The sequence below is a fragment of the Prochlorococcus sp. MIT2309 genome (genome assembly GCF_059772305.1).
Genome location: NZ_CM186282.1, coordinates 384,429 through 409,594, shown reverse-complemented (window position 1 = coordinate 409,594; position 25,166 = coordinate 384,429). Strand labels below are relative to the sequence as shown.

At 30.8% G+C, this 25,166-nt stretch carries 43 protein-coding genes; 20 read left to right on the top strand and 23 right to left on the bottom strand.

Annotated elements, in window-relative coordinates:
* Positions 1-7: 7 nt before the first annotated feature.
* From AC6EJA_RS02230 to AC6EJA_RS02220, 3 genes are read left to right on the top strand one after another with little or no spacing between them, the layout of a single operon-like run.
* Positions 8-736, top strand: a complete 729-nt coding sequence (locus tag AC6EJA_RS02230) for an SDR family oxidoreductase (RefSeq protein ID WP_498502940.1) — start codon at positions 8-10, stop codon at positions 734-736.
* On the top strand, positions 733-1,554 hold the full coding sequence (locus tag AC6EJA_RS02225) for a thiamine pyrophosphate-binding protein (protein WP_498502939.1): 822 nt from the start codon (positions 733-735) through the stop codon (positions 1,552-1,554). The genes AC6EJA_RS02230 and AC6EJA_RS02225 overlap by 4 nt, the downstream gene beginning before the upstream one ends.
* The gene (locus AC6EJA_RS02220; RefSeq protein ID WP_498502938.1) at positions 1,497-2,540 is read left to right on the top strand and encodes a transketolase family protein; all 1,044 of its coding nucleotides are present in this window, start codon (positions 1,497-1,499) and stop codon (positions 2,538-2,540) included. The genes AC6EJA_RS02225 and AC6EJA_RS02220 overlap by 58 nt, the downstream gene beginning before the upstream one ends.
* Positions 2,541-2,545: 5 nt before the next feature.
* Here the strand turns inward: AC6EJA_RS02220 and AC6EJA_RS02215 are convergent, their stop codons facing one another.
* From AC6EJA_RS02215 to AC6EJA_RS02200, 4 genes are read right to left on the bottom strand one after another with little or no spacing between them, the layout of a single operon-like run.
* Positions 2,546-2,965, bottom strand: coding sequence for a 3-hydroxyacyl-ACP dehydratase FabZ family protein (locus tag AC6EJA_RS02215; RefSeq protein ID WP_498502937.1), 420 nt, complete (start codon positions 2,963-2,965; stop codon positions 2,546-2,548).
* Complete coding sequence (locus AC6EJA_RS02210; RefSeq protein WP_498502936.1) at positions 2,962-4,149, bottom strand: acyl-CoA reductase; 1,188 nt, start codon at positions 4,147-4,149, stop codon at positions 2,962-2,964. The genes AC6EJA_RS02215 and AC6EJA_RS02210 overlap by 4 nt, the downstream gene beginning before the upstream one ends.
* Complete coding sequence (locus tag AC6EJA_RS02205; protein ID WP_498502935.1) at positions 4,139-5,164, bottom strand: LuxE/PaaK family acyltransferase; 1,026 nt, start codon at positions 5,162-5,164, stop codon at positions 4,139-4,141. The genes AC6EJA_RS02210 and AC6EJA_RS02205 overlap by 11 nt, the downstream gene beginning before the upstream one ends.
* Positions 5,165-6,568: an AMP-binding protein gene (locus AC6EJA_RS02200; protein WP_498502934.1), complete on the bottom strand. Its 1,404-nt coding sequence runs from the start codon at positions 6,566-6,568 to the stop codon at positions 5,165-5,167.
* Between the two features lie 221 nt (positions 6,569-6,789).
* On the opposite strand from AC6EJA_RS02200, the gene AC6EJA_RS02195 reads away from it, so the two are divergent.
* The 3 genes from AC6EJA_RS02195 (at position 6,790) to AC6EJA_RS02185 (ending at position 7,817) form a co-directional block, all read left to right on the top strand.
* Positions 6,790-7,380, top strand: coding sequence for a hypothetical protein (locus AC6EJA_RS02195; RefSeq protein ID WP_498502933.1), 591 nt, complete (start codon positions 6,790-6,792; stop codon positions 7,378-7,380).
* Between the two features lie 30 nt (positions 7,381-7,410).
* The gene (locus AC6EJA_RS02190; protein WP_498502932.1) at positions 7,411-7,602 is read left to right on the top strand and encodes a hypothetical protein; all 192 of its coding nucleotides are present in this window, start codon (positions 7,411-7,413) and stop codon (positions 7,600-7,602) included.
* A gap of 107 nt (positions 7,603-7,709) precedes the next feature.
* Entirely contained in the window at positions 7,710-7,817 is a 108-nt protein-coding gene (locus AC6EJA_RS02185; RefSeq protein ID WP_498502931.1) for a high light inducible protein, read from the top strand.
* Between the two features lie 138 nt (positions 7,818-7,955).
* On the opposite strand, the gene AC6EJA_RS02180 is transcribed toward AC6EJA_RS02185, so the two are convergent.
* From AC6EJA_RS02180 to AC6EJA_RS02150, 7 genes are all read right to left on the bottom strand, one after another.
* Positions 7,956-8,162, bottom strand: a complete 207-nt coding sequence (locus tag AC6EJA_RS02180) for a hypothetical protein (RefSeq protein ID WP_498502929.1) — start codon at positions 8,160-8,162, stop codon at positions 7,956-7,958.
* A gap of 192 nt (positions 8,163-8,354) precedes the next feature.
* Complete coding sequence (locus tag AC6EJA_RS02175; protein ID WP_498502928.1) at positions 8,355-8,573, bottom strand: hypothetical protein; 219 nt, start codon at positions 8,571-8,573, stop codon at positions 8,355-8,357.
* A 406-nt stretch (positions 8,574-8,979) separates the two neighbouring features.
* Complete coding sequence (locus AC6EJA_RS02170; RefSeq protein ID WP_498502927.1) at positions 8,980-9,120, bottom strand: hypothetical protein; 141 nt, start codon at positions 9,118-9,120, stop codon at positions 8,980-8,982.
* Positions 9,121-9,327: 207 nt separating this feature from the next.
* Positions 9,328-9,483 carry a hypothetical protein gene (locus AC6EJA_RS02165; RefSeq protein WP_498502926.1) on the bottom strand — a complete coding sequence of 52 codons (156 nt, stop codon included), beginning with the start codon at positions 9,481-9,483 and terminating at the stop codon, positions 9,328-9,330.
* A gap of 131 nt (positions 9,484-9,614) precedes the next feature.
* A complete protein-coding gene (locus AC6EJA_RS02160) occupies positions 9,615-9,830 on the bottom strand; it encodes a TIGR02450 family Trp-rich protein (protein WP_498502924.1) in 216 nt (71 codons plus the stop codon).
* A 238-nt stretch (positions 9,831-10,068) separates the two neighbouring features.
* On the bottom strand, positions 10,069-10,377 hold the full coding sequence (locus tag AC6EJA_RS02155) for a DCC1-like thiol-disulfide oxidoreductase family protein (RefSeq protein WP_498502923.1): 309 nt from the start codon (positions 10,375-10,377) through the stop codon (positions 10,069-10,071).
* 201 nt (positions 10,378-10,578) lie between these two features.
* Positions 10,579-10,791 carry a hypothetical protein gene (locus AC6EJA_RS02150; protein WP_498502922.1) on the bottom strand — a complete coding sequence of 71 codons (213 nt, stop codon included), beginning with the start codon at positions 10,789-10,791 and terminating at the stop codon, positions 10,579-10,581.
* A gap of 334 nt (positions 10,792-11,125) precedes the next feature.
* Between AC6EJA_RS02150 and AC6EJA_RS02145 the strand changes: the two genes are divergently transcribed.
* Together AC6EJA_RS02145 and AC6EJA_RS02140 are read left to right on the top strand one after the other, a co-directional pair.
* Positions 11,126-11,377 carry a hypothetical protein gene (locus AC6EJA_RS02145; protein ID WP_498502920.1) on the top strand — a complete coding sequence of 84 codons (252 nt, stop codon included), beginning with the start codon at positions 11,126-11,128 and terminating at the stop codon, positions 11,375-11,377.
* Between the two features lie 246 nt (positions 11,378-11,623).
* Complete coding sequence (locus tag AC6EJA_RS02140) at positions 11,624-12,076, top strand: hypothetical protein (RefSeq protein WP_498502919.1); 453 nt, start codon at positions 11,624-11,626, stop codon at positions 12,074-12,076.
* A gap of 344 nt (positions 12,077-12,420) precedes the next feature.
* Here the strand turns inward: AC6EJA_RS02140 and AC6EJA_RS02135 are convergent, their stop codons facing one another.
* A complete protein-coding gene (locus tag AC6EJA_RS02135) occupies positions 12,421-12,732 on the bottom strand; it encodes a hypothetical protein (RefSeq protein WP_498502918.1) in 312 nt (103 codons plus the stop codon).
* A gap of 190 nt (positions 12,733-12,922) precedes the next feature.
* Between AC6EJA_RS02135 and AC6EJA_RS02130 the strand changes: the two genes are divergently transcribed.
* The 7 genes from AC6EJA_RS02130 (at position 12,923) to AC6EJA_RS02100 (ending at position 15,188) form a co-directional block, all read left to right on the top strand.
* Complete coding sequence (locus AC6EJA_RS02130) at positions 12,923-13,099, top strand: hypothetical protein (protein WP_498502917.1); 177 nt, start codon at positions 12,923-12,925, stop codon at positions 13,097-13,099.
* A 51-nt stretch (positions 13,100-13,150) separates the two neighbouring features.
* Positions 13,151-13,357, top strand: coding sequence for a hypothetical protein (locus AC6EJA_RS02125; protein ID WP_498502916.1), 207 nt, complete (start codon positions 13,151-13,153; stop codon positions 13,355-13,357).
* 367 nt (positions 13,358-13,724) lie between these two features.
* Complete coding sequence (locus tag AC6EJA_RS02120) at positions 13,725-13,961, top strand: hypothetical protein (protein ID WP_498502914.1); 237 nt, start codon at positions 13,725-13,727, stop codon at positions 13,959-13,961.
* 73 nt (positions 13,962-14,034) lie between these two features.
* A complete protein-coding gene (locus AC6EJA_RS02115; RefSeq protein ID WP_498502913.1) occupies positions 14,035-14,202 on the top strand; it encodes a hypothetical protein in 168 nt (55 codons plus the stop codon).
* Positions 14,203-14,276: 74 nt separating this feature from the next.
* A complete protein-coding gene (locus tag AC6EJA_RS02110; RefSeq protein WP_498502912.1) occupies positions 14,277-14,426 on the top strand; it encodes a hypothetical protein in 150 nt (49 codons plus the stop codon).
* A gap of 158 nt (positions 14,427-14,584) precedes the next feature.
* Positions 14,585-14,755 (top strand): hypothetical protein, encoded by a 171-nt coding sequence (locus AC6EJA_RS02105; RefSeq protein WP_498502911.1) that lies wholly within the window; start codon positions 14,585-14,587, stop codon positions 14,753-14,755.
* Between the two features lie 115 nt (positions 14,756-14,870).
* Complete coding sequence (locus AC6EJA_RS02100; RefSeq protein ID WP_498502910.1) at positions 14,871-15,188, top strand: DUF3303 domain-containing protein; 318 nt, start codon at positions 14,871-14,873, stop codon at positions 15,186-15,188.
* An 8-nt stretch (positions 15,189-15,196) separates the two neighbouring features.
* Here AC6EJA_RS02100 and AC6EJA_RS02095 read toward each other — a convergent pair whose 3' ends face one another.
* The 3 genes from AC6EJA_RS02095 to AC6EJA_RS02085 form a co-directional block, all read right to left on the bottom strand.
* Entirely contained in the window at positions 15,197-15,427 is a 231-nt protein-coding gene (locus AC6EJA_RS02095) for a DUF2862 domain-containing protein (protein WP_498502909.1), read from the bottom strand.
* Between the two features lie 90 nt (positions 15,428-15,517).
* Complete coding sequence (locus tag AC6EJA_RS02090) at positions 15,518-15,667, bottom strand: hypothetical protein (protein ID WP_498502908.1); 150 nt, start codon at positions 15,665-15,667, stop codon at positions 15,518-15,520.
* Between the two features lie 133 nt (positions 15,668-15,800).
* Entirely contained in the window at positions 15,801-16,088 is a 288-nt protein-coding gene (locus AC6EJA_RS02085) for a DUF1330 domain-containing protein (RefSeq protein WP_498502907.1), read from the bottom strand.
* A 199-nt stretch (positions 16,089-16,287) separates the two neighbouring features.
* Here AC6EJA_RS02085 and AC6EJA_RS02080 point away from each other — a divergent pair, with 199 nt between their 5' ends.
* Positions 16,288-16,446 carry a hypothetical protein gene (locus tag AC6EJA_RS02080; RefSeq protein ID WP_498502906.1) on the top strand — a complete coding sequence of 53 codons (159 nt, stop codon included), beginning with the start codon at positions 16,288-16,290 and terminating at the stop codon, positions 16,444-16,446.
* A gap of 147 nt (positions 16,447-16,593) precedes the next feature.
* Positions 16,594-17,088, top strand: coding sequence for a hypothetical protein (locus AC6EJA_RS02075; protein WP_498502905.1), 495 nt, complete (start codon positions 16,594-16,596; stop codon positions 17,086-17,088).
* A gap of 7 nt (positions 17,089-17,095) precedes the next feature.
* Here AC6EJA_RS02075 and AC6EJA_RS02070 read toward each other — a convergent pair whose 3' ends face one another.
* From AC6EJA_RS02070 to AC6EJA_RS02055, 4 genes are all read right to left on the bottom strand, one after another.
* The gene (locus tag AC6EJA_RS02070) at positions 17,096-18,037 is read right to left on the bottom strand and encodes an NmrA/HSCARG family protein (RefSeq protein WP_498502904.1); all 942 of its coding nucleotides are present in this window, start codon (positions 18,035-18,037) and stop codon (positions 17,096-17,098) included.
* 141 nt (positions 18,038-18,178) lie between these two features.
* A complete protein-coding gene (locus tag AC6EJA_RS02065) occupies positions 18,179-18,967 on the bottom strand; it encodes an ABC transporter permease (protein ID WP_498502902.1) in 789 nt (262 codons plus the stop codon).
* Entirely contained in the window at positions 18,968-19,765 is a 798-nt protein-coding gene (locus tag AC6EJA_RS02060) for an ABC transporter permease (RefSeq protein WP_498502901.1), read from the bottom strand. It lies immediately after the preceding gene.
* Positions 19,765-20,754, bottom strand: a complete 990-nt coding sequence (locus AC6EJA_RS02055) for an ABC transporter ATP-binding protein (protein WP_498502900.1) — start codon at positions 20,752-20,754, stop codon at positions 19,765-19,767. Before AC6EJA_RS02055 ends, AC6EJA_RS02060 begins: the two co-directional genes overlap by 1 nt.
* Positions 20,755-20,920: 166 nt before the next feature.
* On the opposite strand from AC6EJA_RS02055, the gene AC6EJA_RS02050 reads away from it, so the two are divergent.
* Positions 20,921-21,310 (top strand): DUF8680 family protein, encoded by a 390-nt coding sequence (locus AC6EJA_RS02050; RefSeq protein ID WP_498502899.1) that lies wholly within the window; start codon positions 20,921-20,923, stop codon positions 21,308-21,310.
* 343 nt (positions 21,311-21,653) lie between these two features.
* Complete coding sequence (locus AC6EJA_RS02045; RefSeq protein WP_498502898.1) at positions 21,654-21,917, top strand: hypothetical protein; 264 nt, start codon at positions 21,654-21,656, stop codon at positions 21,915-21,917.
* Positions 21,918-21,995: 78 nt separating this feature from the next.
* Here AC6EJA_RS02045 and AC6EJA_RS02040 read toward each other — a convergent pair whose 3' ends face one another.
* The 3 genes from AC6EJA_RS02040 to AC6EJA_RS02030 form a co-directional block, all read right to left on the bottom strand.
* Positions 21,996-22,148: a DUF8642 family protein gene (locus tag AC6EJA_RS02040; protein ID WP_498502897.1), complete on the bottom strand. Its 153-nt coding sequence runs from the start codon at positions 22,146-22,148 to the stop codon at positions 21,996-21,998.
* 178 nt (positions 22,149-22,326) lie between these two features.
* Positions 22,327-23,034 carry a lipase family alpha/beta hydrolase gene (locus AC6EJA_RS02035; protein ID WP_498502896.1) on the bottom strand — a complete coding sequence of 236 codons (708 nt, stop codon included), beginning with the start codon at positions 23,032-23,034 and terminating at the stop codon, positions 22,327-22,329.
* Positions 23,035-23,688: 654 nt separating this feature from the next.
* Positions 23,689-23,856 carry a hypothetical protein gene (locus tag AC6EJA_RS02030; RefSeq protein ID WP_498502895.1) on the bottom strand — a complete coding sequence of 56 codons (168 nt, stop codon included), beginning with the start codon at positions 23,854-23,856 and terminating at the stop codon, positions 23,689-23,691.
* 87 nt (positions 23,857-23,943) lie between these two features.
* On the opposite strand from AC6EJA_RS02030, the gene AC6EJA_RS02025 reads away from it, so the two are divergent.
* The gene (locus AC6EJA_RS02025) at positions 23,944-24,504 is read left to right on the top strand and encodes a DUF4912 domain-containing protein (RefSeq protein ID WP_498502894.1); all 561 of its coding nucleotides are present in this window, start codon (positions 23,944-23,946) and stop codon (positions 24,502-24,504) included.
* Positions 24,505-24,545: 41 nt separating this feature from the next.
* Here AC6EJA_RS02025 and petP read toward each other — a convergent pair whose 3' ends face one another.
* On the bottom strand, positions 24,546-24,971 hold the full coding sequence (gene petP, locus AC6EJA_RS02020) for a cytochrome b6f subunit PetP (RefSeq protein ID WP_498502893.1): 426 nt from the start codon (positions 24,969-24,971) through the stop codon (positions 24,546-24,548).
* Positions 24,972-25,166 lie beyond the last annotated feature (195 nt).

Sequence of the window (25,166 nt, the reverse complement as noted above, 5' to 3'; positions counted from 1 at the left end):
ACAATTAATGAGAATTCTAATAACAGGAGCTAGTTCTGGTATAGGTAGATCAACTTTTCTCAAGGCCATAGAAAAAGATTATTATCCTATAGCCGCTGTTAGGGATATTGATAGTTTCCAGCAAGATATGAATGATCAGGGGATTAGTCAGAATAACTACAAAGTAATAGAGCTTGAACTAGAGTCTGAGCAATCTGTTTCTTCTTTTTCAAATAGACTAAAGGAATTTACAAAAGAACTAGATTCATTGGTCCTAAATGCAGGCTTTATAAAAACTTCCCCAGCTTTAATGACTACACTAGATGATATTAATAAACATTTGAAAATAAACTATATTTCACAAATACTGATAGCCCAGGCCGTAATAAAAAGTTTTTTTCTGAAAAAAAGAAATGGCTCAATTGTGGCAATCTCTAGTTCGGCAGCAATTGACTCAAATCCTGGCCGATTAGCATATGCAAGCTCTAAATCTGCACTTTCAACCGCGTGCAGAGTCCTTTCGAAAGAGTATGGGAAAATCAATATTCGTTGTAATGTTGTAGCACCTGGTTTAACTGATACTAAATTGATGAACAATTCAACCGAAAAGGATGAAATAGAGAAGTTTACAAAATCAATATCTATTCAAAGAGTTGGGATGCCTGATGAAATTGCTAATACAATTTTATTTTTATGTTCTAACAGCTCAACCTACATAACTGGCCAAGTAATTTCTGTTGATGGTGGTATTCGATGACCAAAACTTTTAACTTAGATGAATCATCAATTAAATCGACAAGTTTACGAGAGATTATTATCGATATTGCTCTGAGTGCAGGGGATAAGGCTGCTCACTTAGGTGGAGCACTTTCTTGTATCGACTTCATTTCCGTTGCAGACGATTTTTTTCAACTTTCTATCAGTCCTAAAAATTTATCATCCCTAGTCCTTTCAAAAGGACATGCTTGCTTATCGCTCTATTCACTTATTGCTTATTCAGGAATAGTCCCTAAAAATCAAGTTGTTAATAGTTTTGAAAATGATTGCTCTGATTTTCTTGGACACCCCTGCCGAAATCCAAAAATAGGTATTAATTTCTCAACTGGAAGTCTTGGGAATGGACTTGCACATTCAATCGGTTTAGCATTATTTAGATCTAAAAATAAAAAGAATGAAAACTTACCTCCGGTTGTTTGTGTAGTTGGGGACGGCGAGTGTAATGAGGGAATTGTATGGGAATGTCTTGAATTTATAAACGGAAAAAATCAACTAAAAGATCTAATTATTTTCATAGATTGCAATGGTTGGCAGCAAACGCAGAAATCGATTTATTCTAATGATCAATATGCTTCTTTTCTGAAAAGAATAAAGAGTTATAACCTAGATTTTTTCAGTATTGATGGACATAATCATTTGGAGATATATGAAGCATTGTTATCTCCTTCAAAATACCCAAAAATTATTCTAGGTAAAACAATTAAGGGTAAAGGCTATGAATTATTTGAAAATAAAAATGAGTGGCATCATGGAGTTCTTACAAAAGCTATGGTGGAGAACTTAATCAAACAGTTATGAATACTGATATCCAAATTGAATACATTAAAAAAATGGCTAAGAAGGCAAATATTATTGGAATGCGGGCTTCTTATGGATTATCCGTACTAAAAATCAAAGAGATAATTGAAGATTTATCTATTTTTACTGCAGATACCTCCACCTCTGCTGGATTAGATAGGTTCAAAGCCTCATATCCGGAGTCATTTTTTGATTGTGGGATTTCAGAACAGGCAATGATATCAATTGCCGCTGGGTATGTTGCCGAAGGGGGTAGAGCTATGGCCTCAACTTTTGCACCCTTTCTTATTTTGAGGGCTGCTGAACAAATTCGTCTTTCTCTTGGTTATATGAATTTACCCCTTGTTGTCACAGGATTGGCGAGTGGGTTATCACTAGGATACTTGGGCTATACACACTGCTGTGTTGAGGATCTTCCTTATGTATTGAATATTCCAAATATTTTTGTTTACTCACCCTCTGATGCATTTGAATTACAAGCTTTATTACCACACATAATTAAAAGAAATTATCCAACATATATAAGGTTAACTGGATCATCCAAGGTTAATCCGGTGCATTCAAAAAGTTTCAGCACAGATTTATCGAGTCCAATACCAATTACTTCTAACGGCTCTGAATTATTGATACTAACTACAGGTGCAATATCGTCAAATGCGTCATTGGCAATTGACGCTCTTTCTGAAAAACAATTAAATAAAATTTCTCATTATGTAGTCCCATTTTTTAATGGAAGTAAAACATTAGAGAGTATTAAAAGGATTTCAGAAGTTTTTAAGAATGTTATTGTGCTAGATGAGTCTATGTTTGGTGGATTGGCCTCTTATTTTCAAAGGGCAGTTGGAAATTCTAATTATTCACAAAAAGCATATTTCAGAACACACCCGGATAAATATTTAAAATGTGGCAATTATGATTATATGATTGAGCAATGTGGACTTGATAAAGAAAGTATACTTAAATTAATAACAGAAATATTAAACTGATCTATTCATGGCCATAATAAATCAAGTCTTGATTTAGATATTAGGATATCTTTATTACTACGGATTACCACCTTAAACTTATAAACATTATTTATTTTTTCTTCTAATATGGCCTTGATTATTATTTCCATACCTGGAGTTATCTTCTTTCTAAATGATGCATTTTTTATTGAAACTAAATATAATTTCTTAGGAGGATCTTTTTTAGAGAAAAGGCACATTGATGCTGTCTGACTCATTGCCTCAAGTTGAAGCATTGCGGGCATATTCGGATCAGATTCCCAATGACAATCAAAGTACCAGTTTCTCATTGGCAAAGATAATTTGTTTATTGCCAATTTTTCAGGGATTATCTCTATTAAATCCTCAAGAAATAGGAAAGGGGCTTTATTAGGTTGCAAGCAAATCAAATGATTATAATTCATTGTATAAAAACCTCCTTGCTAAACATTCGCAAGAGATCATTACCATCCCAAACGAAGTTGAAAGAAAGTGCGTTACCAACTTCTACTATTCTTTCAGGTGCATTTCCTTCTAACATTAAAATTAATTCTTTTAGATTTTCTTTCGAATGGCTATTTAAGTAAGTCAATGTTTGAATGTTCTTGGGAAAATATGAAGATAATTCTTTTATATTAGATGTAGAATAATGTTTCCAGAAAATTGATGAGGTATTCTGCTCCTCAAGGGTTATATTTTTTATATCATCATATGTAAAAGATCTACCACCAATAATTTCTTGTATATCTATTTTTGTATTATTGTTAATAATATATTCTTGAGATTTATTAAGATTAGAACTTGTGATGAAACCATATTCAATAGATTGAAGGGATATAAGCCTCTTTATCTTATCTTTAAAGTCATTATTAGCTTTTATATTAATCTTATGTTCTCCCATCCAGAAAGTATAATGTGGAGATGAGCAGGCATTAAATGAAAAGTCTAGAGAGTCTCTAAAATACTTCTTAGTGATAATATTTTTATTATCCTCAGATAAATATAAATAATTTTTTGAATTTAATAGTGAGGCTGAGTATCTATTCCGGAAGCTAATCTCAATAGATGATGAGTTTGGATATTTTTGTTTGATACTTTTAATAGAATTGTCACTACCCCAAAGTATTCTTATATCTATAATTTTAGATAAATTAGTTGTAAAGCAATCATCTAATTCTCCATTATAAAAGATTTGATTATGACTTTCTTCCTCTCCAATAACATTATCAATATTTGTTATTACTAATTCAAGAAGATTATAGTCGGACCTTCTACTAAGTCTTATGTAATTTGCATTACCTGCAATATATGAAGGGAGCCAAGAGTATATTGCCATTAAAGGTATATTTGATGAGGGTATGTGAAGGGCTAAACCTCTAGGAATTAGTATGTTATTTTGAGATGCAAACCATTTCTCACTATAAATTGATGATTGCTCAAAATAATAAAATAGTCCAAGCAATTCATTTTCACGATATTCAACTGAAAGCTTTTTAAAAATTTTTGCAAGCTTCCTTATGTTATTTAATCTTTCACAAAGTTTCAATTGACTTGAGGTTGCTCCCCTACTAAGGAATTTAAAATTAGAGGTTGCTTGCCTAATAAACATCACTACACCCCCTTACAATTGCTCTAGATAGTCTCCCCTGAACATGGAAATAAGTGCCTGGTCTTCCGCATTTGCAATCATCAATTCCATAGATGATTCCCATATCTTCTGTAAGCAGTGAGTGACCAGGATAGCTTTTTGGCAAAATGGAAATGCTTTGTATGATGCCCTGTTGCAACTTTGAAGTTATTGCAAGATTGTTATTTCTCAAAATAATACCTCCGTATTGATTTGAGTGTAGAAAACCTTCATCGCATTCAAAAAATATAGATCCAGTTTGTTCGATCATCCCATAATAGTTTTTGCAAATTACATTTGGAATTACATTAATTGCTAACTCTTTAAATAATTTATTGGAGACACCTTTAGAAATAAGCTTTTTCCATCCCCCTCCATGCAGCAATGTAATAGAATTATTGTATATTTTATGCTGAATTGATTCTAAATATTTTAAAAATTTTGTATAAACTATACCGGTAAAACCAAAAATTAATATATCATTACTTTCTGAACTAAGTTTGTCTATCATGTCAAAATTAATATTGCTGTCTTCATCTAGTAAGAAATTGATACCTTTACCAAAAGATGAGAATCCTTTAATTGCTGCGTATCTAGCGTCAATTATTTTACTATCTTTTATGACATTAGGATTATCAATCACATAATAAGAGGGCTTTTGTTTTAATGATATATTTAACTCTGATAAAACAAGGCTTTGAAGCGCACGTTGTTGTTCAATTCTAGTATGACGGTCTGTGAATATTACACTTCTATTTCCTGATGTACCAGATGAATGTAACTTCAATAACTGTTCATCATTTTTGAGGTCTGTATATATTTCATTTTCCTTAAAAAGAGATGTATGTAAAAATATTTCCGCAGGATCATCTTCTATAAAATTATACCAACTTAATTCATCAATTATTTTTTTAAAGACATCACATTTTTCATAGTGATGATAGTGCAGTAATCTTAATTTTTTAATTAATTCATTATTTAAATAATGGTTAGTCATCTAAATATCCTCATATATTCTCTTTTTTAAAACTGAATACATTATTTTCCCACTTTCTGTCATTGGTATTTTTTGTATTAAAACTTTAATTTTTTTGGTATGTATACCGCTAATTAATTTACAGTATTTTTTTATATTATTAAAATCATTAAAATTTTGATCTTCTAAAATCAAAAATATCAATTTGTCATCTGATACTATTGCTAGATTATTGAATTTTTCTTTCATTTTAGATTCTATTTCATCAAGTGATATTCTGCGGCCATCTATTTTAGCAAATCTAGATGTCCGACCTGTTATGTATAAGCAATTATCTTCATCGAGGTAACCAATATCTCCAGTCTTTAGTATGCCTTGGTTTTTGTCAGTGCTATTTATTATGTCTTTATACGAAAAATAATAACCCAATGATATACTTGGACCTTTAAAGATCAATTCAAATTCTTTATTTTTTTTTATATATTTTTCATTAAAGAGATCTATTCCCTCAATAGTTCTTCCAACAGAACCTAATTTTTCAGGCTCTTTGGTTAATTCAAGGTAGGTTAATCTAGCGGTCGCTTCTGTTTGACCGTACATTATAAAAAATCTAACTTTATTTATATCTGACCATTTTAATATTTCCTTTTGTGTTTGAATGTCTAACTTTCCACCTGCCTGTGTTAAGCATTTTAGTGTTTTTGGCATACATTCAATTAATTTTAAACTGTTTATATCTTGATAAATAGTAGGTACACCAGAAAAATCGGTAATACCAAAGTATTTCATCTCTTCCCAAAATCCTGCTCTTATATGTGATGGCTCAGTTGAAATATGGAATTTACCACCTGATGCTAATGTTGTATTTAATACTGATAGTCCATATGAATAACTACACGGAAGATTATTAATAGTTTTTGTATTTCTATTTGTATTAAGATAATTTATAATTGAAGAACAATTAGTTGATATATTTTCATGAGTCAATCCTACAAGTTTCGGATTACCACTAGTACCTGATGTACCGATTAAAACCAAAGGTCTTTTTATATTTCCTACTTTATTAGAATTTAAATATTCATGTTTTTTATAGTTAAAAAGTGAATAATTTATTGATTCTTGGTTGAAAATTTTTTCAATTGTCTTTTTACTGCTTATTGTGATTCTTGGTTTAAAATTGTTTAAAATAATTTCTAACTGTCTAACTACATTTGAGGTGTCTAAAAGTATTAGACTCCTCTGAGCCTTAATAGTTGAAATTATCCCTAATGTGCTTTCATATGATTTATCATCGATAACTAAAATAATTGATGCTTTATCCGTAATTTCTTTTATAAAGCTTTCGCCTTTTTCAAAATCAATTTGACCATATTCATTTTCCCTTGTGATTATACAACCTTTGTCATACATATTTTTTGCTAACATGGAGATTTTAGAAGAAGAGATATTTGAGCAAATTTACTTTAATTTTATGGCGATTGATAGATAATCATATTTTTATAATAAACCAATAATTATTAATTGCAATTTAGTGTATCATAAAGTACCAAATTTTTATTAATTTTTTTTTATTCGAAATGTTAAGGCAAAAATATATATCTAATTTATACACTCATCTAAATAGTAACTATTTTATTTTAAGACCTATGAATAATCATAATATTCATTATTCAAATCAATGCTTCTCTGATTGGGTATCTAAATATCTTCTCCCCAAGACTAGAATTCAAATTCAACCAAGTATAATCGGTGTTCGAGCATTTATCACCTATCAAAGAGGTGAAATATTTTCAATTGAAACTATTGATCCAAAATACTTAAATATTAATCAATTACGAACCTCTCTGCCTAAGAGTGTTCCTATAGGTAATAAATTACTTATAATGGGTGTATTTGTTAAAATTAATAATAAAAATACATCATTTATAATTGATGATATTAATTTTAAATGTTTAAATGGTTATATCTTTTATGCTTATGAAATTATTAATTCTAATTTAAATTATTTTACACAATCCCTTTTTCTAAGTCAATTGGGATTTACCATTCCAAAATCTTACACTACTAATATTCCCCATATTGAACTTAGTTATTATCGTTATCAACTTGTTAATAAATTAATCTACACAAATGTCAGGCAGGATGGACTTTTGTTTACGGTAAATAGTAAAAAATTACAAAAGCAATTAGGCTCAAATTCGGATTGTTTAAATTGGCGCTATCATCTTTTTATCTAGATATACTACTAATACATCGTTTTAAACTTGATGTCTATAAGCAACGAAATTCTAAATACAATATATCCAAATACGTTTCATACTTTGTCTGGTAGAGCTAATGGAGTAGGAGATGCTTGGGGTGTAGGAGATAGTTGGATCTGTGAGTGTTGTGATTGCCTCTTAATACGAAAAAACTTATGGGAACGAATAGATAATCCTGGTAATACCCCTAGCAATTAATTCACCGTCCCTCCTTAAAGCCTTACAGCCACTGAGGAACTCTCTTGCTTTACATATGTTCACATCTTGTGTTACATTGCTTAACATCACTTTATTGATTTAATCCTATGTCTCCTGAAGCAGAAAAGTTTAATGGTTGGGCTGCCATGATTGGTTTCGTTGCAGCATTTGGCGCTTATGCAACAACAGGACAAATTATTCCTGGAGTTTTCTAGGTTTTTGCACGCACCTCTTCAAAGAAAACATTAAAAAAAAACAGCGTTGGTCTGAGCGCTGTTTTTTTTATTTATTTTTCTCTTAATCTTAAGTATGTTAGTTCTGATAATTTTAAATTTAATTTTTCATTATTGAACTTACTTTAAAAATCCTTTTCCACGACTACTATTTCTTGTTTGATCACTTAATTCATTTTTTATATTAGTTTGTTTTTTATTTTTCCTTATCACAACAACTGCTATTGCAACAATTGCTATAACGATTGCAAAAATCCAGCCGATACCTAGCCAGTAATTTACTGAACCTTTTATGTTTAACAATTCCTCTTTGAGAATTGAGTTCATCTTTATTTAAATTTTCCTTATATCAATACCAATATACTTATTTGATTATATTAAAAATGATCGGTACTGATATCATCATAAAACTTTATTTATTCTACAATTATTATTTCAGCGATATTTCTAATAAGCCAAATTTAATAATGTATTAATAATGAACAATAAATGTAAATCTGCTCTTAAAAGTTAATCTTATCACTTTCCCCTACATTTTTGAACTGCCAAAATATTTGCTTGAGAGTGATTATTTTGTTCACGCCATATGCTGTTTGAGACTTGTCCAATACAAAATAATTCTGTAAGTGATAACATTGCTATAGGTATTTGAGTTAGAAATAACAAAAATATTCCTGTAGTGGTAATAATGCCCTTCTTTTGAGCTTTCTTGAGTTTTTTTATTATTGAATTTTGCATCGGTCTCTTATTCCTAGATCAATTTGGAAGTTTCTAAAAGATGAGCATTAATATAAGCAAAAGATATCATAGCGCATATGACCCAACTGAATGGTAAAAACTTTCGTAGATTTGAATGTTTTTTTTCCATATTTGAATTATATCTAATAAAATTTTAATTTGAATAAATATACTTTTCGTGATAACAGTACTTGCAAGTCCCACGAGCACGCTTTTATTTACCTAACATGATAATAAAATTCTAAAAGTGCCACTAAATCATTTGCTCCGGAGATGGGCAATTACTGTTCATAAAATTGATCAACTTCAAGATAATGACATTTTTTTCAACTATTTTAAATATTCAACTTTAAACGAAGACTCTGAATGGTTTTAAATGTTGTAATCTAGTCTAAGAATCTGTCATTTAAGATTTCTTAGATGTAGCTTGCCTGCACTCTCTAATAGATATTTCTCTCTCAAGTTCTAATGTTATTTGCTCGATCAGTATTTTTATTTGGTTTTCGGTTTCGTTAATGCAAATTTTATCTCTGTTTTCTAAACTCATTTTTTTATTTGTTTTTGAGATCGGAAACATAGCTCATAATGTATACAAAACCAAGTTTTTTCTCCATTGCAATGAAGGCTATGTGATCAAAAGAAGATAAGTTTTTCTGATTTTTTATTTCTTTCACTCATCCATTTAATTTTTCAGAAATGAACCATTAGTTCGTCAGCATATACTGAACTGACTAATGGTTCATTCTTTGAACTTTTAATCCTTTTTGTTTACTTCAGGAGCATTCATCCCGTCATAATCAGGTCCCACCATTACACCCACAATTGCAAATAAAACAATGGAGCCAATTCCAACATAAATAGCTGAGGGAGCTGGAGTACTAGTCAAACCGGCAAAAATTTGGTAAAGCATAGATTTTTAAAATGTACCTTATATAGATAACTAGCTCAAAAAAAAATCGTGTCCCTTGTTAAATAAATGACAAAAAGTGATTTCCTTTTGATTTCATTTATCGCACGAAAATTTTGGTTTATAAGAAATCACTAACCTTCCTTAGGTAGTTGTAACCATCCACTTGTCCACTTGGCAAATGTTTTAAGTTCTGACCATTGGACTTTGAAAATAACAGTTTCATCCATGACTGCAAATAATTCCACCCATCGATCATCTCCCTTGCCACCATAACTTAGAACTTCAAAATGACGAAACCCTTTAATTGGCGCAGCTGATGTCCAGGCTTTGTTTGGTGGCCATCTCATTTTTGTTAAACTTTCCTTAAAAGCTTACTTTATTAATGATATTCCAAATTTATACAAATTTTATAAATCGTGGAGAATTTTATTCAAAAGGAACTTTTTATGTAGTGCCTTGTCCGTTTAAGCCACATTTTAGATGAATTATTCGTATTCAGACTTAAATCTTAAAAAATAAAGTTCTTAATGTTACTTAAATATTATATTTATAAGAAAAATTAACCTATATATTTTATGTAAATAATTATTCAGTTATTTTTAAGGGACTACCTTTTATTCTTAGAGCAAATCTTCTAGCCTTAATAAGATAGGGAAATATACTGTAGGCTCTCTTCTCAGATTTGAATATGTAGCTAAGAACATTTATTAATCCCAATGATGGGTTATCAATTTGTTTACAAATTAAATTTATTGCTTTTGCTCCAGTATGAATCTTGCCGTTTCTAATTAGGACCGCTCCATTAATGTCCATATCATATCCCTCTGGTAACTTATTTATGTTGTTTCTAGCGTCAATAATTTCAATATTTTTTATGTTGCTTTTCAATTCCAATAATTGAGCGAAGTGATTGCAAAAAGGGCATTCACCATCGTATATAAATATAATTTGTTTTGATAACATCATGTGATTATTTTAAAATGAATTTTTAGTAGTATTTTTGGTTTAAGGATAATCGTTAGATTTGTAATATTAATATGTTTTGATATGAAAAATACTGAGTAAAATTCTTGACGTTTCATTAAATCATTTGTCTTACAAATCATTTGCCTCCCTCCATAATGCGTCTTGTTGATCAGATAGTTTTTGCAAGCGTGAAATTTCCTCAGGATTGAAGTGATTAATCACCGCGAGACCAAAATTAAAAATTTCGTCATCTTTAAGCCCTTCATCTCTTAATTTTGTTAGTTCCGATGAGATGCTACCCCATGCTTGAATTAATAGATCTTCTTTTTCAGTTTTTTTCATGGGAATTTGGGTAACATTTTCTAATATAAGGACATCAAATAAAAATCGCGACTTTTCTTTTAAATGTTTGAAATTATAATTTAAATTTCTTACATAGCATGAATTATTAAAAAACAAAATTAATTTGTTTTTGTTCTTAACTGCCTTAACTGGTAATAATTATAAATATGATACAAAAATAATGAATTCCGATCAACTATATCTATTTTTTATATGTATTTTCTTAAATTATTTTATTACTAAATTTGGCTTATATACAAAAATTCTTATTTATGGGGTTGTCAGTCATTATCAAATTCGTTTAGATAAAAAAAAATATTTAAATTTTTCAGCAATGATTTCCCAAAAGGAGGTTCCACCAAATCATTATCCATGGAACCTTAGGAGAAACGGTACAAAAAGTTGGACCTTGACTAAAGGGGACGATGTATTTACTTTCACAAAAAGTAAAATCGACAACAATTATGTATACGTCCAGAAAAATGATGGAAAAAAAATTCCTTATGACGAATACAAAGCTAGATCAACTTATAAACGACTGTTTGACAGCGGATACGAATTAAACTTATTAAGAGACGTAGCTTGATTGAAATATTAGGTTTTAGACTAGTTTCAAACCTTAAACAATTACACCAGTTTGAGATGACGCTATGAATATGGCTGATAGAAGAGCTAAGGCACTTGGTAAAATTTGCTTCATTGATTTGTTGAGTGTGAAGTAATGCTAACACATTGTTAATCAATGTAACGTTGATTTTGCTGTTTTATGGGCGTTTTTTTTTGGCTTTTAAGATTTTCTTCTGCTTTATTCTATACAGGGTGAAAAAATCCTATGAATTTTAAAATTAGTAATTTGTTTGGATTTTTGGGGAGAATCTTACTAGCCATAGCTTTCTCAGTTGCAATACCAAGAAATTTCTCATCGTTTCAGGCATCATCTGCTCTTTTAGAGACAAGGGATATTTCTCCCGCGCTAGCGAGTTTTTTTCTCAGTTCAAGTCTAATATTTCTTGTCTTTGGTGTTATTTATGTTTTATTCAAAAGCAATTCAATCTATGGCCCTCTTTTTTTGGTGGCTTTTTTGATACTTAAAACATTGATTTTATATATTTCTCCATTCAACACAGTCGCAGTTTTAAACAATCTAGGATTAATGGGTGCTTTATTTCTGGCGGTATCTAATTCAAAGAAAAACTCTGTATCTCTTGGAGATGAAAGTTACATGCAATTGATCAGGTCTCTTATGGGCATGATCAAAAAGATCTTTGATAAGACGTTGCAATAAAATAATATTTTAAACTCTTGTTTGACGACTCAAATCTCGCCATAGACAAGCCATTACGTAGAAAAACAAGGCAACAGCAATAAAGAAGAAAAAGGAAGTCATTTATTTTCAATTAATAAAGACTGGTAATCCATAAGTTGATGTGGTCGCTAAAGCGGTTACAAATACTATTAAAGGCAAAAACGGGTATTTCGCTTTTGCGCTTGAAGGTTCTTGAAATTTAAGAATAAATTTCCACATCAGAAAATTGGATACATTTTTAATGATGGACCAATTCTTTTGGATCTGCGTTTAGATTTTTGTTCGGTTAACTCGTAGATTTACTAAAAATTAGGGAAATTAATTTAATGAGCTTTTGTTTCATGAAGGATTTGGATCTCACTCTCTTTTTTGCAGTACAAAATCACCTTGTTGTTTCCGTAAAAAGAAATTCCTGTTTGCTTTTTTATACAGTCATATGTAGTTAGAGCAATGCCCCCAGTGGAAACAAAAAGAATTGGTACAGTTGTCTTATCACCTCTCATATTTTGAAGATCAATTGCCTGCCTGATTGCTCTTGTGGCTTTTTCTGATCCAAATCTCATAAGGAAGCTACTCCAAAGATTATTTACATGACTGCATTCAGAGAGATTTACCCCTTCTTCTTTTCTACCCATTTTTTCAAATTCACTATATTTGTAAATTTACTATTATATGTTCCAAAATATTTCAGTGGAACATATAAAGAATTTTTTTATTATCTCATTCTTATGCTTATTAAAAACATCACTTATTTAATAGATGATATTATTTGAGATACAAATACAATTTTATTTAATGCTCAGGTTTTATTTGTTCTCTTTTTCGATGAATGAAATGGGCTTGGACCCAACTTTGTTAATAGTCATTCTAATTTCTGCCGCTGCCTTTATTGTCTCTTTTGCAATCAGTTCAAAAAACATGGATAGTGATGGAATTATGTCCTGGATGATGGCTAAGCCTGATGATTGGGTTGGTTTTAAGGATAAAAATTCGAATCCATAAGTCAGACAAATATAAAATATTAATTGATTCTATTTATATTGGATAAACTCTTTGCATTTTGCACCTAAATCAAGTATTGTCTCCAAAATTTTACTAAATAAATTGGAGTCAGAATTTTTAGCACTGGGTTTATCTCTTCTTTTGTCCATTGGTGGGATATTGGCATTAAGCTCTGGTTTTGACGATGATGATGATCAAGATGGTGGTGGAACAGGTTCACCAATTTTGGAACCAGCTCTATTAGGAAGTCCTTCTTAATCACCAATTTCGTCAGTAGGATAAAGTTTCGAAATCTTTTTTTGTTGTAAATCTTTTTTAAGTGCCTCATTTTTTTCATAAGTAATTTTACGAATGATTAAACCTGGCAAAAACCATATAACTATTATTAATATCCCAATGAATACAGGATTATTAAATGTCAAATTGTACAGAGTTTCCAATTAATTAAAAAATTTAAATTATCCCATGTTTATTGAATAAGTCCATCAGGCTTGCCAAGTGTATTATTTTGTGAAATATTTAAGTTGCAATTTTAATACTTACTGTTTTCAAATTTGAAACACTATCTCCCAGACCTCAATTAGTAATTGGCTAATTAGCTCTCAAGACATTTTCTTTTCTATTAATGATTAAATACCTGTTTTTAATTGGAGTTGGATTTTATGGAGGGCTTTGGCTAGCTTGGCCAGGCATCAGTAATAAGTCCAATTGGGTCTGCGCAAAAGATGTTGTAACTAAATCAGAAAAAGACCAAGTTGACCTTAGAGCTGTAATGTCTGTTACACCCAAATATGTTCTAAAAGCAGGCAAGCATAGTAGGCTCTCTAAGATTCGACTTGTTGGCGATGCATGTTTTCGTTAAATTGCTTAGGAATCCCCAATTTCTCCTTTTTAACGACTACTTAAGTTATTAACAAAAGAATTAATCAAGAACTATGGAAAAGAAACTTAGTTGGCTGAGATATCTTTCTCCCTTGGTAGGAATAATATTTTGTCCAGTTACGATTTTGTTCATTTGGGCCTTGTGGAGTGCTCCTATTGATGGTGAAACATCCCCCTCAAATGAAATTGGAAGACTAAGCTCTAACTCACAAATCTTTTGATTTCATAGAAATTATTCTGTTAACTTGTTTTTTTTATAAAAGTTAGGCATTTTTAATATAAATCATTTTTTATTATGCAAGCTTTTGCTAAGGAGTTTTTTCAGTTAACTAGATCACTTGAGTATTCTGATCTTCTTGAAGATACAGACTGGGCTGGGTCTAGGATTTCTAAACTAACATCTTCTATTTATTCTGACCTGCTCGAGGATACTGACTGGAAATAATTCTCTTATGTAAAATCTTAATTAATTAGTTTAGGAATTTAGGGATGTTAAGTTCTCTTTAAGATTGAGGCCTGTTTGTAAAAGTTTTTTACACAGGCCTTTTTACTTATTGCCAAGACTTTGATTAATTGTTGAAATGAATTAAATGTATTATTTTCATGAATAGAGCTCGAAAGTATGAGAGCACTCTTCTTCCTATGGGGTGTTATGTAGAGGAAATTATTGAAAATAATGGAATTTTTGAACGTGTATATAAATGTCCTGATGGTCAAAAACATTTTATTCCTGAGAACTTACTTTTTAGTTGTGATGCAGAAGATGTTTACTAATAGCTAAAAAAAAAAATCGTATCTGTTTTTTTAATTTTCCTTCATAAAATAATTCTAAATTTATAACTACTTAGCTCGTTTTTCTGTTATCAATATTATATCTGATTTTTTACTCATGCAGCTTTATCTAGTTGATTGTCAATTTACAAGTATTGATAATCAAATTTCTGCTTATAAACAATTTGTCTCTTTTTGGGAATCAGGAGAAATGGCCAAGCAGGATAAATTTGAAGGGTTTGAAATGCTTTTTCGTGTTCATGCTCCCGGTGAGGGGAGGGTAGTTATTTTATGCAATGCAAATAGTGATAAAGAGCTTTTTCAACATTTTTCTCCATGGCGCGCACAATTTGGAATTGATATGGAAATCACACCGGTAATTAGTTGCCAAAATGTAGTTGATTACCACAAAGAACTGTTTGCGAAACTTGGTTGAAAGTTTTATCAACCCTCGTGTATAGAAAGTTCCTTTTCGAAAAACCATTCACTAATTCCATTTTTGAATGTCAAAACTAGGCCGAACTGATTTCCATCAACCATTTTAAATCCAACAAGTTCTCCTACCGGGTCATTCTCTAACGAATATTTGAGCTTTTTTGATAAACGGTCCTTAACTTGATCCAGATCTACTTTAAGCAATTGACCTTTGGATAGTTCTGCAGAATTTTCTATCATATCCCAATCAGAATTTTCTTATTATAGTTGTATTATCCTAGTGTGCTTTTTCTAAATTATTTCAATTAAAGGTTGTCCAAAGCAATTAAGTTAAAACTTAGATATTACGTCACCTTTTTGACTATTAAATAAGAAATAAGCTGGAAGAGCTATTACTATTGCCGTAGAAATCATAAAAATAGAATTGACTGTAAATGTCGAGACTCCAAGTTCAGATGAGGATAGAGCAAAAAAATTCATTTAAATAAAAATTCTTTTAATATTATTGCTATCGTTTATTTAATTTCAATGCTGAAAAAACAAAAATTAATACTAAATATATCCTCGGAAAATTAATTGTAAAATTCCAATAATAAAAGTAATTATCAATTTTTTATCCGATAATTGATAAACTCAAATCCGACTGCAAGCCTCGAAGTCTTATGTAATCTTGAAAGACATCCGAGTCAAAAGCCTTTTGAGCTGCATCTTTTGAGTCAAATTCAATAACCAATCCCAATTGCCCCCCATCCCATTCATTTAAGTCCGAGTTTTGATTTACATCTTTAGCAATTATGGTCCCCCCAACAGATCTCAGCCATGGGACAACAGTTCTTACATATTCGATGAAAACATCCGTACTATCTATCTTTGCTTGCTTAAGCCAATACCCCTTAGACATAGATTCTTAAGAAATTCGGTAGAGTCTCGCATATATCCGACCATTTGTGTTCATCTCCTCAATAAACGTTAAGAGCATCCTGCTGCTAAACCCTGTTTTAATGTTTGAAAATGCTTAAAGCACTTCAATAATCATTCACATTTTGTCCCTAAGGTCAATTAATCTTTATTCTTATAATGCTTATTGATTTTTAATTCTAATGTCTGATAGCGAGCCAAAATGGGATTACACCACAAGAGAGGGGAATATATTTATAGGTGGAGCAGTTGTGGCTCTTAATTTATTGGTAGTTCTAGCAGTTGTCCTTGATAGAACCGTACCAGCAGTTCATGCTTTCATTACGGGTAAACCAATATGAACATAATAGATAATTAAACTTGATCAAAATTAATTACTGACTGTCTATAAAACGGCTTTATTTTTCTTAAATAATTGATTTTTTTATGTGATATCAATCTTATATTAGTTTATAATCATTTACATATAATATTTTTTACTTAGTTTTTTGATTTTCGGCCGCAAAAAAAATCTTGCTATTGTTTCGCGAGATGAATATTGGTCCAATTCGGATAGTCCAGAGAAGTTAATTAAAAGAATTGAATTTCTCGATAAGGAGATTACTGAAACTACAAAAAATATATTTCAAGCACAGGTGGTTAAAGTAAGAACTATTTTCTCCAACAAACAAAATTTTCTCCAGGGTTTTCAGCAAAGAATAGTTGAAAACTCAGCTAATCAATCTCTTTTGTGGCATCAACGCAGACTTGTTGAGCTTAATAAAGAGAGAAAAATTCTCCAAGATCAATTAGATAAATTAACTGGTAAATTTTATTCCAAAAAGATTAAACAATTATTTTCAAGAATTTTTATATCCCTTTTTGTAATGCTTATCTTATTCGTATCCATTTTAGGATTATTAGCTACTTTTTATTTTCTCCCTTTAATAATTGTCTGCGGTTTGGTTTATATATTTATCATAAGAAATAAATTTAATAGGTAAATAAGTTTTACGTGCTTTTAAATTCTTTCTCTTTTAACCAATCCTCTAACGTAGTTATTTTAATGCCTTCTTGATTTGCGATAACCTTGAGGTTGTCCAGGTCTGCTCCATATCCAGCTCTTTCAATCCAGTCAGCCATAACGCCAATATCATGAACGAATAATTTCATAAGAAATCTTGGAGCCATTTTGTAATTAATCTTTTTTGTTTTTTTACCTCGAATTATCTGCAAAAGTGAAGCCATCTCATTCCCAGTCAGCTCTTCTCCTGCTAAATTTAGAGACTTTCCTATAAATCTATTTGGGTTTGAGAATATTGCTGCGGACCATACTCCAACATCTTTAACAGCTATGGTTTGCCATTTCTTATGTGGATTAACAACTCCAGGGAAAGAGTTTTCCGTAATTCTTAGGCCAGGTAATTCACCATCAAAATTTTCGAAATAGCTGCATGGCCTTATTGTTGTTGTAATTGGCTTTAGGTGATTCTTTTTTAGATAATTTTCGATATCCCATTTACTAGAAAAATGTCCTGGTGAAGGCTCATTCTTTAATGGATTTTTTGCTTTACAAATGGAGCTGAAAATGAAGTGCTTTAAAAATCCATGTTTTTGGATCCTACTTACTACATCAATCAATTTTTGACCTTGTTCAATTTCGTAACTTCGTACTAAGGGTCTTAGTCCCATTGTTGGTGTTGTATTTCCAAAAATTCCGTAAACACCATCAAAACTTTTTTCAAGACTTTTTTCATCAAGTAAATCAGCTTGTATAATTTCTACGTTGGGTAATTGAGCTAAATTTTTTGCTTTTTCGCTATTAGGGTCTCTTGTTAAGGCACGTATGTGAAAAGTTCCTCTTTTTGAAAGTTCTTTAACGACTCCTTTTCCTTGTAGTCCTGTGGCCATTGTTACAGCGATTATGGGTTTACTGCTTTTTTCTTTATCCATTTTTTCTAAAATTTCCTGATCATATCTTTGCTGATGTGATTGTAACTTTATTTTTCTACTGCTGCGATGGGAATAATTTGAACTTATGCAAAATTATTTGCATCTCTAACTCGAAAATATTAACCGACAAATAAGTTATATTTAACTCGAGGCGGAGGTATAATATCTTAACGCATATTTCCAAAATAGCCTACTAGCTAAAAGAAAAATAGATGAAACACAAATACCTAAGAATAAAATAAAAAATTTTGCTTCACCTAAAAGAGCTTTCGCAGGAACTGTAGTAAGAAAAGCAATTGGGATAATTAATGTAAATATAAATCTCAAAGTTGTTGGATATGCTTCTATTGGGAAACGACCAGCCGCCAACAATGCCCTTAGTACTTCAGTTGCATTCCATGTCTTTACAAACCAAATACTTGATGCAGCTACAAGAAACCAAAGAGAATAAAGTATTATTATTCCCATTATTATCATTGTAACTCCTACAAAAATAGTCAATAGATTTAGCTCTACTCCTGATTTGATTGAGGCCCAAAGGGTTATTGATATTCCCAAAAGTATCTCTGGTATTCCAGCTGGGGATAATGTTCTAAAAGATAATACATATTGGCTATCAATAGGTTTTAAGAGAACAAAATCTAAAGTACCTTCTCGCACATAGTTGACAATTTCCGTTAGATTAGGTCTTAAAAAGGTATTAGTTATTCCATCTAATACAGTATATAAACCCTGAACTATTAGCGCAGCTTCCCAACTCCAACTTGCTATTTGATTGTCTTGCCTAAAGAATAGAGAGAGTATGAAGATACTTCCTGTTAATGTACCAATCATTGCGACTAATTCAACAATGAAATTTAATTGGTACTCCATCTGAACAGCAAATGATGTATTCCAAAATACATATAGTGTTCTTAAGTATTTTTTCATTTATGATCCCATAGCTGTGTAATGCTTTACGCCCTTTTTCCAGAATATTAATACTAGAGGCAAGAGTATTGATATCCAAATACATTGAGTGAGAATTCCCTTTAAGATTTCAACAGGTACTCCAGCCAATACATTTGCTGGGAAGTTTATTAGGTAGGGGAATGGGGTCCAATAAGCTAATTTTGCAATAATTGGTGGGAAAGAAGATAATGGAGCTAGCAATCCTGAGAGAAAAAGATATGGCACAAAAAGTAATCTCTCAAAAGCACTAGCCTTTTCACTCCAAAAGCAGAATGCAGCAATCAAGCTTTGAAGTAAAAAAGCGATAGTAAAAGATAAGATTGTAGAAAACCAGGCTATAAGAAATTGTGTAAACGATGGAATCCAAAATGATGATGGATTAACAACAAAGAATATAACTGCAATTATTACCGCGAATGGAAACCTAGTTATTTGCTCAGCAAGATGGGCCGAAACGTATCTCCACAGGGGATGTAATGGTTGAAGAAGATAAGGGGATAATCTCCCTAAAAGAGCATCTTCTTCAAAGGAAAATACAACCCATACAACGGAAAATTGCCTAACAAGAAAAGCACTTAGGAAATATCTACTTAATTCTATTTCGTCTAATCCAATTAATATTTTTGTGTTTGTTTGATTCCATATACTTAACATTATGAATGGCAGGATCCCAGATAAAGCCCACAGTGCAATCTCTACTCTGTACTCAAGCATATAAGCATATTGAGTTGACAATAGTGCACTAATTACTCGCTTATTAAGACCAAAAAATCTCATTATAATGTTCCACTACGGAATAACTTTCCTATTAATTCATCGATTGGAGGATCGTTAATTTCCAAGTCAAGAACTTCAAAATTAGTTAAAATTGAACTTATTACATTTGTAAGTTTTTCTTTGGGTACGAGTATTCTAATATTTTTATCTGAATTACTTATAATTTTTCCATAATTTATGAGATTATTATTTTTTACATTATTTTTTAATACTATTCTGAGTTGTTTATTAGGTGAAAGTTTATCAGTTAGTTTATCAAGATTGCCATCATAAAAAAGTTCACCTTCATGAATACAAATTACTCTTTTACAAAGAGCAGTGATGTCATTCATGTAGTGACTAGTCAAAAGAATTGTTGCACCAGTAAGGTTGTTATAGTCTGATAAAAAACTCCTAACTTTTGCTTGCGCATTAACATCGAGTCCAAGAGTAGGTTCATCTAAAAATAAAACTGATGGCCGATGAAGTAAAGACGCTAACAGTTCGGCTTTCATTCTTTGACCAAGTGAGAGTTTTCTAACTGGCCTTGTTAATTCTTCACCAATTTCTAACATCTGTGCTAATTCATCAATACGTAACTTTGCTTCCATGGGTTCAATTTCATATATCGCTGCATTAATCTGAAGCGAATCCATAGGGGGTAAATCCCATATGAGCTGTTGTTTTTGCCCCATAACTAATGTTATTTTATTCAAAAAACTTTTTTTCCTATCCTGTGGTAAATAACCACCAACAGTAACTTTTCCGGAGCTTGGATAAATTAATCCACATAACATCTTCAAAATTGTTGTTTTTCCTGCACCATTTGCACCTAAAAAACCAACAATTTCTCCTTTCTTTATTGAAAAATTTACACTTTTTACAGCTTCAATATCTTGCATCTTCCTATTGAAAAAATGTTTTATGGTACCTATTGTTCCAGGACTTTTGTTTGCTACTTTATAGCTCTTAGTCAGTTGTTGGACTTCAATTATGTCATTTATTGCCATAGTTGATTTTTAGCTGAGGGTTATAGGTTGCCTATTTTATTAATATTAACCATTTTTATTTCATACTGCCTGGCTATTAATTGGTGAATTCACTTCTATATATCTTATAATTCTTCAGGGCATGTGTAGAGTGGAATAATACTAGAACAAACATTAATAGACTAGTATGGAAAATTCTTTTTATTTGGTAGCGATGGTTCCTTTGGAATCAACTGAAAATAGATACCTTCCTATTGGGGGCAAGTCTATTGTTTCCAATCCAGATAAATATGATTTCCCTAAGGAAGTTGCCGTAAACATCAGCTTGGAAATATTTTTAAGGATTTTCCAAAACTACGATACAAATCCCATCAAGAATTCAATAACTAATACCAGTATAATCTTATTAAAAATATCAATTGAAGATCTTCAAAATAAACTACCAATTATAAAAAAGAGATGGATTGACGGTTCCACTAGTGAAGTCTTTTTTAAAGAACTATCTGAAATATGTGATGGAATCTGGAGAGCTAAATTTAAAAAATATGAAGGAGTGGTATTTGAAAAAATAGAATAATTAACTAAATTGGAGATTTTACCCTACATAGTAAAATACTTCATTTAGATAGCTTTTTATGAGCCTTTTCAGCTTTTTTTATTATCTTTTGTGCTTCTTCCCTAGACAAACATTGTTCAGCCTTGGTTTGTAATTTAAGAAGCTTGGCATGTTGTTTTACTGCTCCCATTAGACCTTTTTAATAGCTACCTAAATTTTACTTATGTTAACTTATATTTTCTATGACTGCAAGAAAATCCATAAAATGAACTTTTATGGAGCTCAATTAATTGTTACAACTAATTTTTCTAGGTTCAGCTGAATGATGAGATGATATATCTAATTACAATTTTGCTTAAACATAATGAACTCAGATCCTCAGAATGCTTCAGATCCAAGAACAGCTGATCACCATTGGTTCCCATTTCTAAGGTATCAAGAGAAATGCAAAGAGGAGGGAAAAGAAGCTACTGTTTCTGAGTGGCTTAGATCAAGAGGAAAACTTGATCATCAAATGGAATATGAGAAACAGAAAGAAATTGCAATAATACAAAAAGCAGAAGATGATAAAGCAAAAGAGGCCGCTAAAAAAGCTAAAGAAGCAATGAAAAATTCAGAAGGAGATTGACAATTTTATTAAATTCTTTTTAGATAAAAAGGTTTATCGATTACTTAAATAAGAGAAAATATTCCAGGATATATAGCTTCAGGCTAAATCAGCTTTCAGGTGGGTCTCAACACACCTGGTTACACATTCAATACCTTGATCACTTAGGGAGCATGCGGTAACGCATTCAAAATAAGAATCAATAGCATCTGTCTCGTCTTTTTGGAAATGATCGTTTTTGGTGCTGCTCATTGTTTTTCTTGCGTGAATATATTTTTAGCATATAAATCAATTGATAAGCATGAATAGTTAATAAATATAAAGTACCTAAGTAATTCTTACTACTTAGGTATTTAATTCTATTGAGTATAGTTTTTCCCTTAATAAATTATTTAATATAGGTTTTATTTTTTAAAGTTATTTAAATTTTTTAATTTAAATCGTTAATAATCTTATTCCACCATATTTCTGTAATTCTCTCAGAAAAGTACCAGTTTCTACCAAAGGTTTTACCGTGACACACATTTTTTAAAATTATTTGTTTACTTCCTAGAAGTAATGCAGAGCTCAATGGAACTAAACCATCTCCTTTGCTTGCGTTCTCTCCACTGATAGATTTATATGAGCCATTAGCTGTAAGTTTTGAAATTATCGAAGCGTTTTCTGAGTCTAAATTGAGATCACCAGCTATTGAAAAATAGTTTATGAAGTCATAAAAACAACCTGGATATTTATCGTTAACCATTTTTCTTAATTTCGTTGCTCTAATTGCTTGATGAGGACTGCCAAGAGTAATAATATGATCTATTGTTTTATTCCCTTCGTACTTCTTATCCATGAACTTCTCGTCAGACAAATAAAGTCTAAGAATTATTCCACCAGAACTATGCCCTATAACTGTAACTTTTCCAGTTTCTGATTCTTGGGAAAATTGGCTAACTTCTTTTTCAATCTTATCTAATATATTTTTCCATCCTGCAGATGTTGATGTTTTTAACCATTCTAATTTACTTACTTCAATTAAACGAACTTTATTATTAATATTACAAGATAAATAATCTATCATAGGCTTGTATGATTTATTTGAGATTAAAAAACCGCCAAGTACAATTATTGGTTGAATTGAAAGATTTTTCATTTTTAAAATTATTTATTTTTAAATTATGATAGTAGTTTGATTTTTATACTATTTTTTTCATGAAATCGAATCGTATACTTTACGGAATTAAATTTCTATAGTGATCTCTCCTCCTTATGATAGTTTCATCTAGAAATTATAAAAAAACTTAGAAAAATATTCTCTAAATACACCTTATATGTGGCTTTAAAATTTTACGCACACTATAGATAGCGCCTTTTAGGCGTAACTACTCATGTTTTTTTGCTCCTCTGAAACTATTTTTAGCATGCCGGGTGATGGGGATCAGTCGGTTGGGCGGTATGAGGCCTCAATAAGTTGAGGCCTTTTTATTATTTATGTAAAACTACTTATTAGCTTCTTTTCAATATCCTTTAGCTTCTTTTCGATATCAGTGCAAAATGAGTTTCATTAAATTTTCATCTTTTAAGGGAAACTCTCCAATAAAGCAGATATCCAACTAATGTAATGATCCCCCAGACTGGTGCAGGTAATCCTAAAGGAGCACTCCATTCAGAGTGAAGCATAGAAGTCAGCATTTTTCATAATCAATTGACTATATAGATAACACATACATTAAATATCTAGTTGACTTTGTTAAGTTACTCCATCAAATCTTGTTAAAAAGATCTTTTAAAGGTTTATTTGTTTGTTTTATTTGTCTTTGTTGGTTAGTTTCTGAATGTAATTGCTGAGAATCGTGTAGGCTTGTCCTAATGCCCATGTTCCGAAGATTAGGCCAACAATCACAAGTGCTATCGATATTGCAGAAACCCCAGCGTCATTAGGGCCATAATTTATCGCGGGGTCAAAGGAATCCATTGTTTAAGTCGATTTGTTTGATTTTATTGTAATTTTATTGCATCTGTTTTTTATTTTGAATAAAGTGGGCATCACCCAATCAGATTGATGATTTTTGTTGGTTTTATACGATCTCCGCAAATAAACCTATTAAGGGGGATTAAACGAAAGTTAAAGGCAAAAATTGGAGAAATATACACTTTTAACAAAAAAACAGAAAACAATATTCTTACAGTAACCCACTATCCTCCTAAATATTTTAATTGTAGTTGGACCCTTTCAAAAAAAGATACCAATAAATTGTCAGGAAAAAAAATATTTTGCTTGTGTTTAAGATTGTATGATATTTCTAATGCTAGTTCTTCTAAATTTGATACTTGTATAATGAAAGAATTTCATATCAATAAACATACTAATAATTATAATATTAACTTACCTTTGATTGATGGTACTTATTGTGTCCAGATTGGTTATAGATTACCAAGTGGAAAATGGAAATTATTAGCGGAAAATATCGCTAATCTAGAGAGAAGAAATAGCCTAAAGAAATACTTTGATGATTCATGGTTCTATTTAGATCCAGATATTGAATATGAACCTATGACTATTCATGAAAAAATGCATAATATTTCAGGATCCAAGACTATTGGTGGTTCCGAGCAATTATAATGTTAATTTAAAATCAATTATTCATATTTAATTTTTAAAATTCAAACTACATCTTTCAAACTGTAGATAAACCATTTCATAAATGAAATTGGATTCAATAAGTACTTCTTATTTTTATTAAGGGGATGTTTATCAATTTTCAATTTATCAACTATTATATTATTAATAATAGTTTTATAAATGTCATTTTTATATTCAGATTCATGATTAGGTTTTAACCCGTTGTCTGATTTTGATAAATCATGAATTTCATTTCTAAAAAACCATGACGTTAAGCCATTCTCAAATCTTACTATCACACCAATTCCAGTTGCATCAGTCATTTTGTAATCAATGACAGTGCCAACAGGATTTTCCTTTATTTGGTCAGAAATACTTTTTGGAAGCTTTTCACTAACGCGAGTTAAGTCAACTCGTACCTGAGCACCGATATCGCTTATTAAAACCTTTTGGCCTGTAGCTGCCAACTTTATAAGTAGAACTACCTAAAACTAGCATATTTCTCGGCTTTTCGTTTTTGAGGTAAAAATTGATTTTTTAGAATCCCTTTCTTTCCTTTTTATTTGTTGTTTCAAGTATTTTATTGTTTTTTTGAGATAACCGAAAAAGTACAGAACTTAAAGAAGTTAAAAATAATCTGAATATCAGAAGAGAAGTTGCTA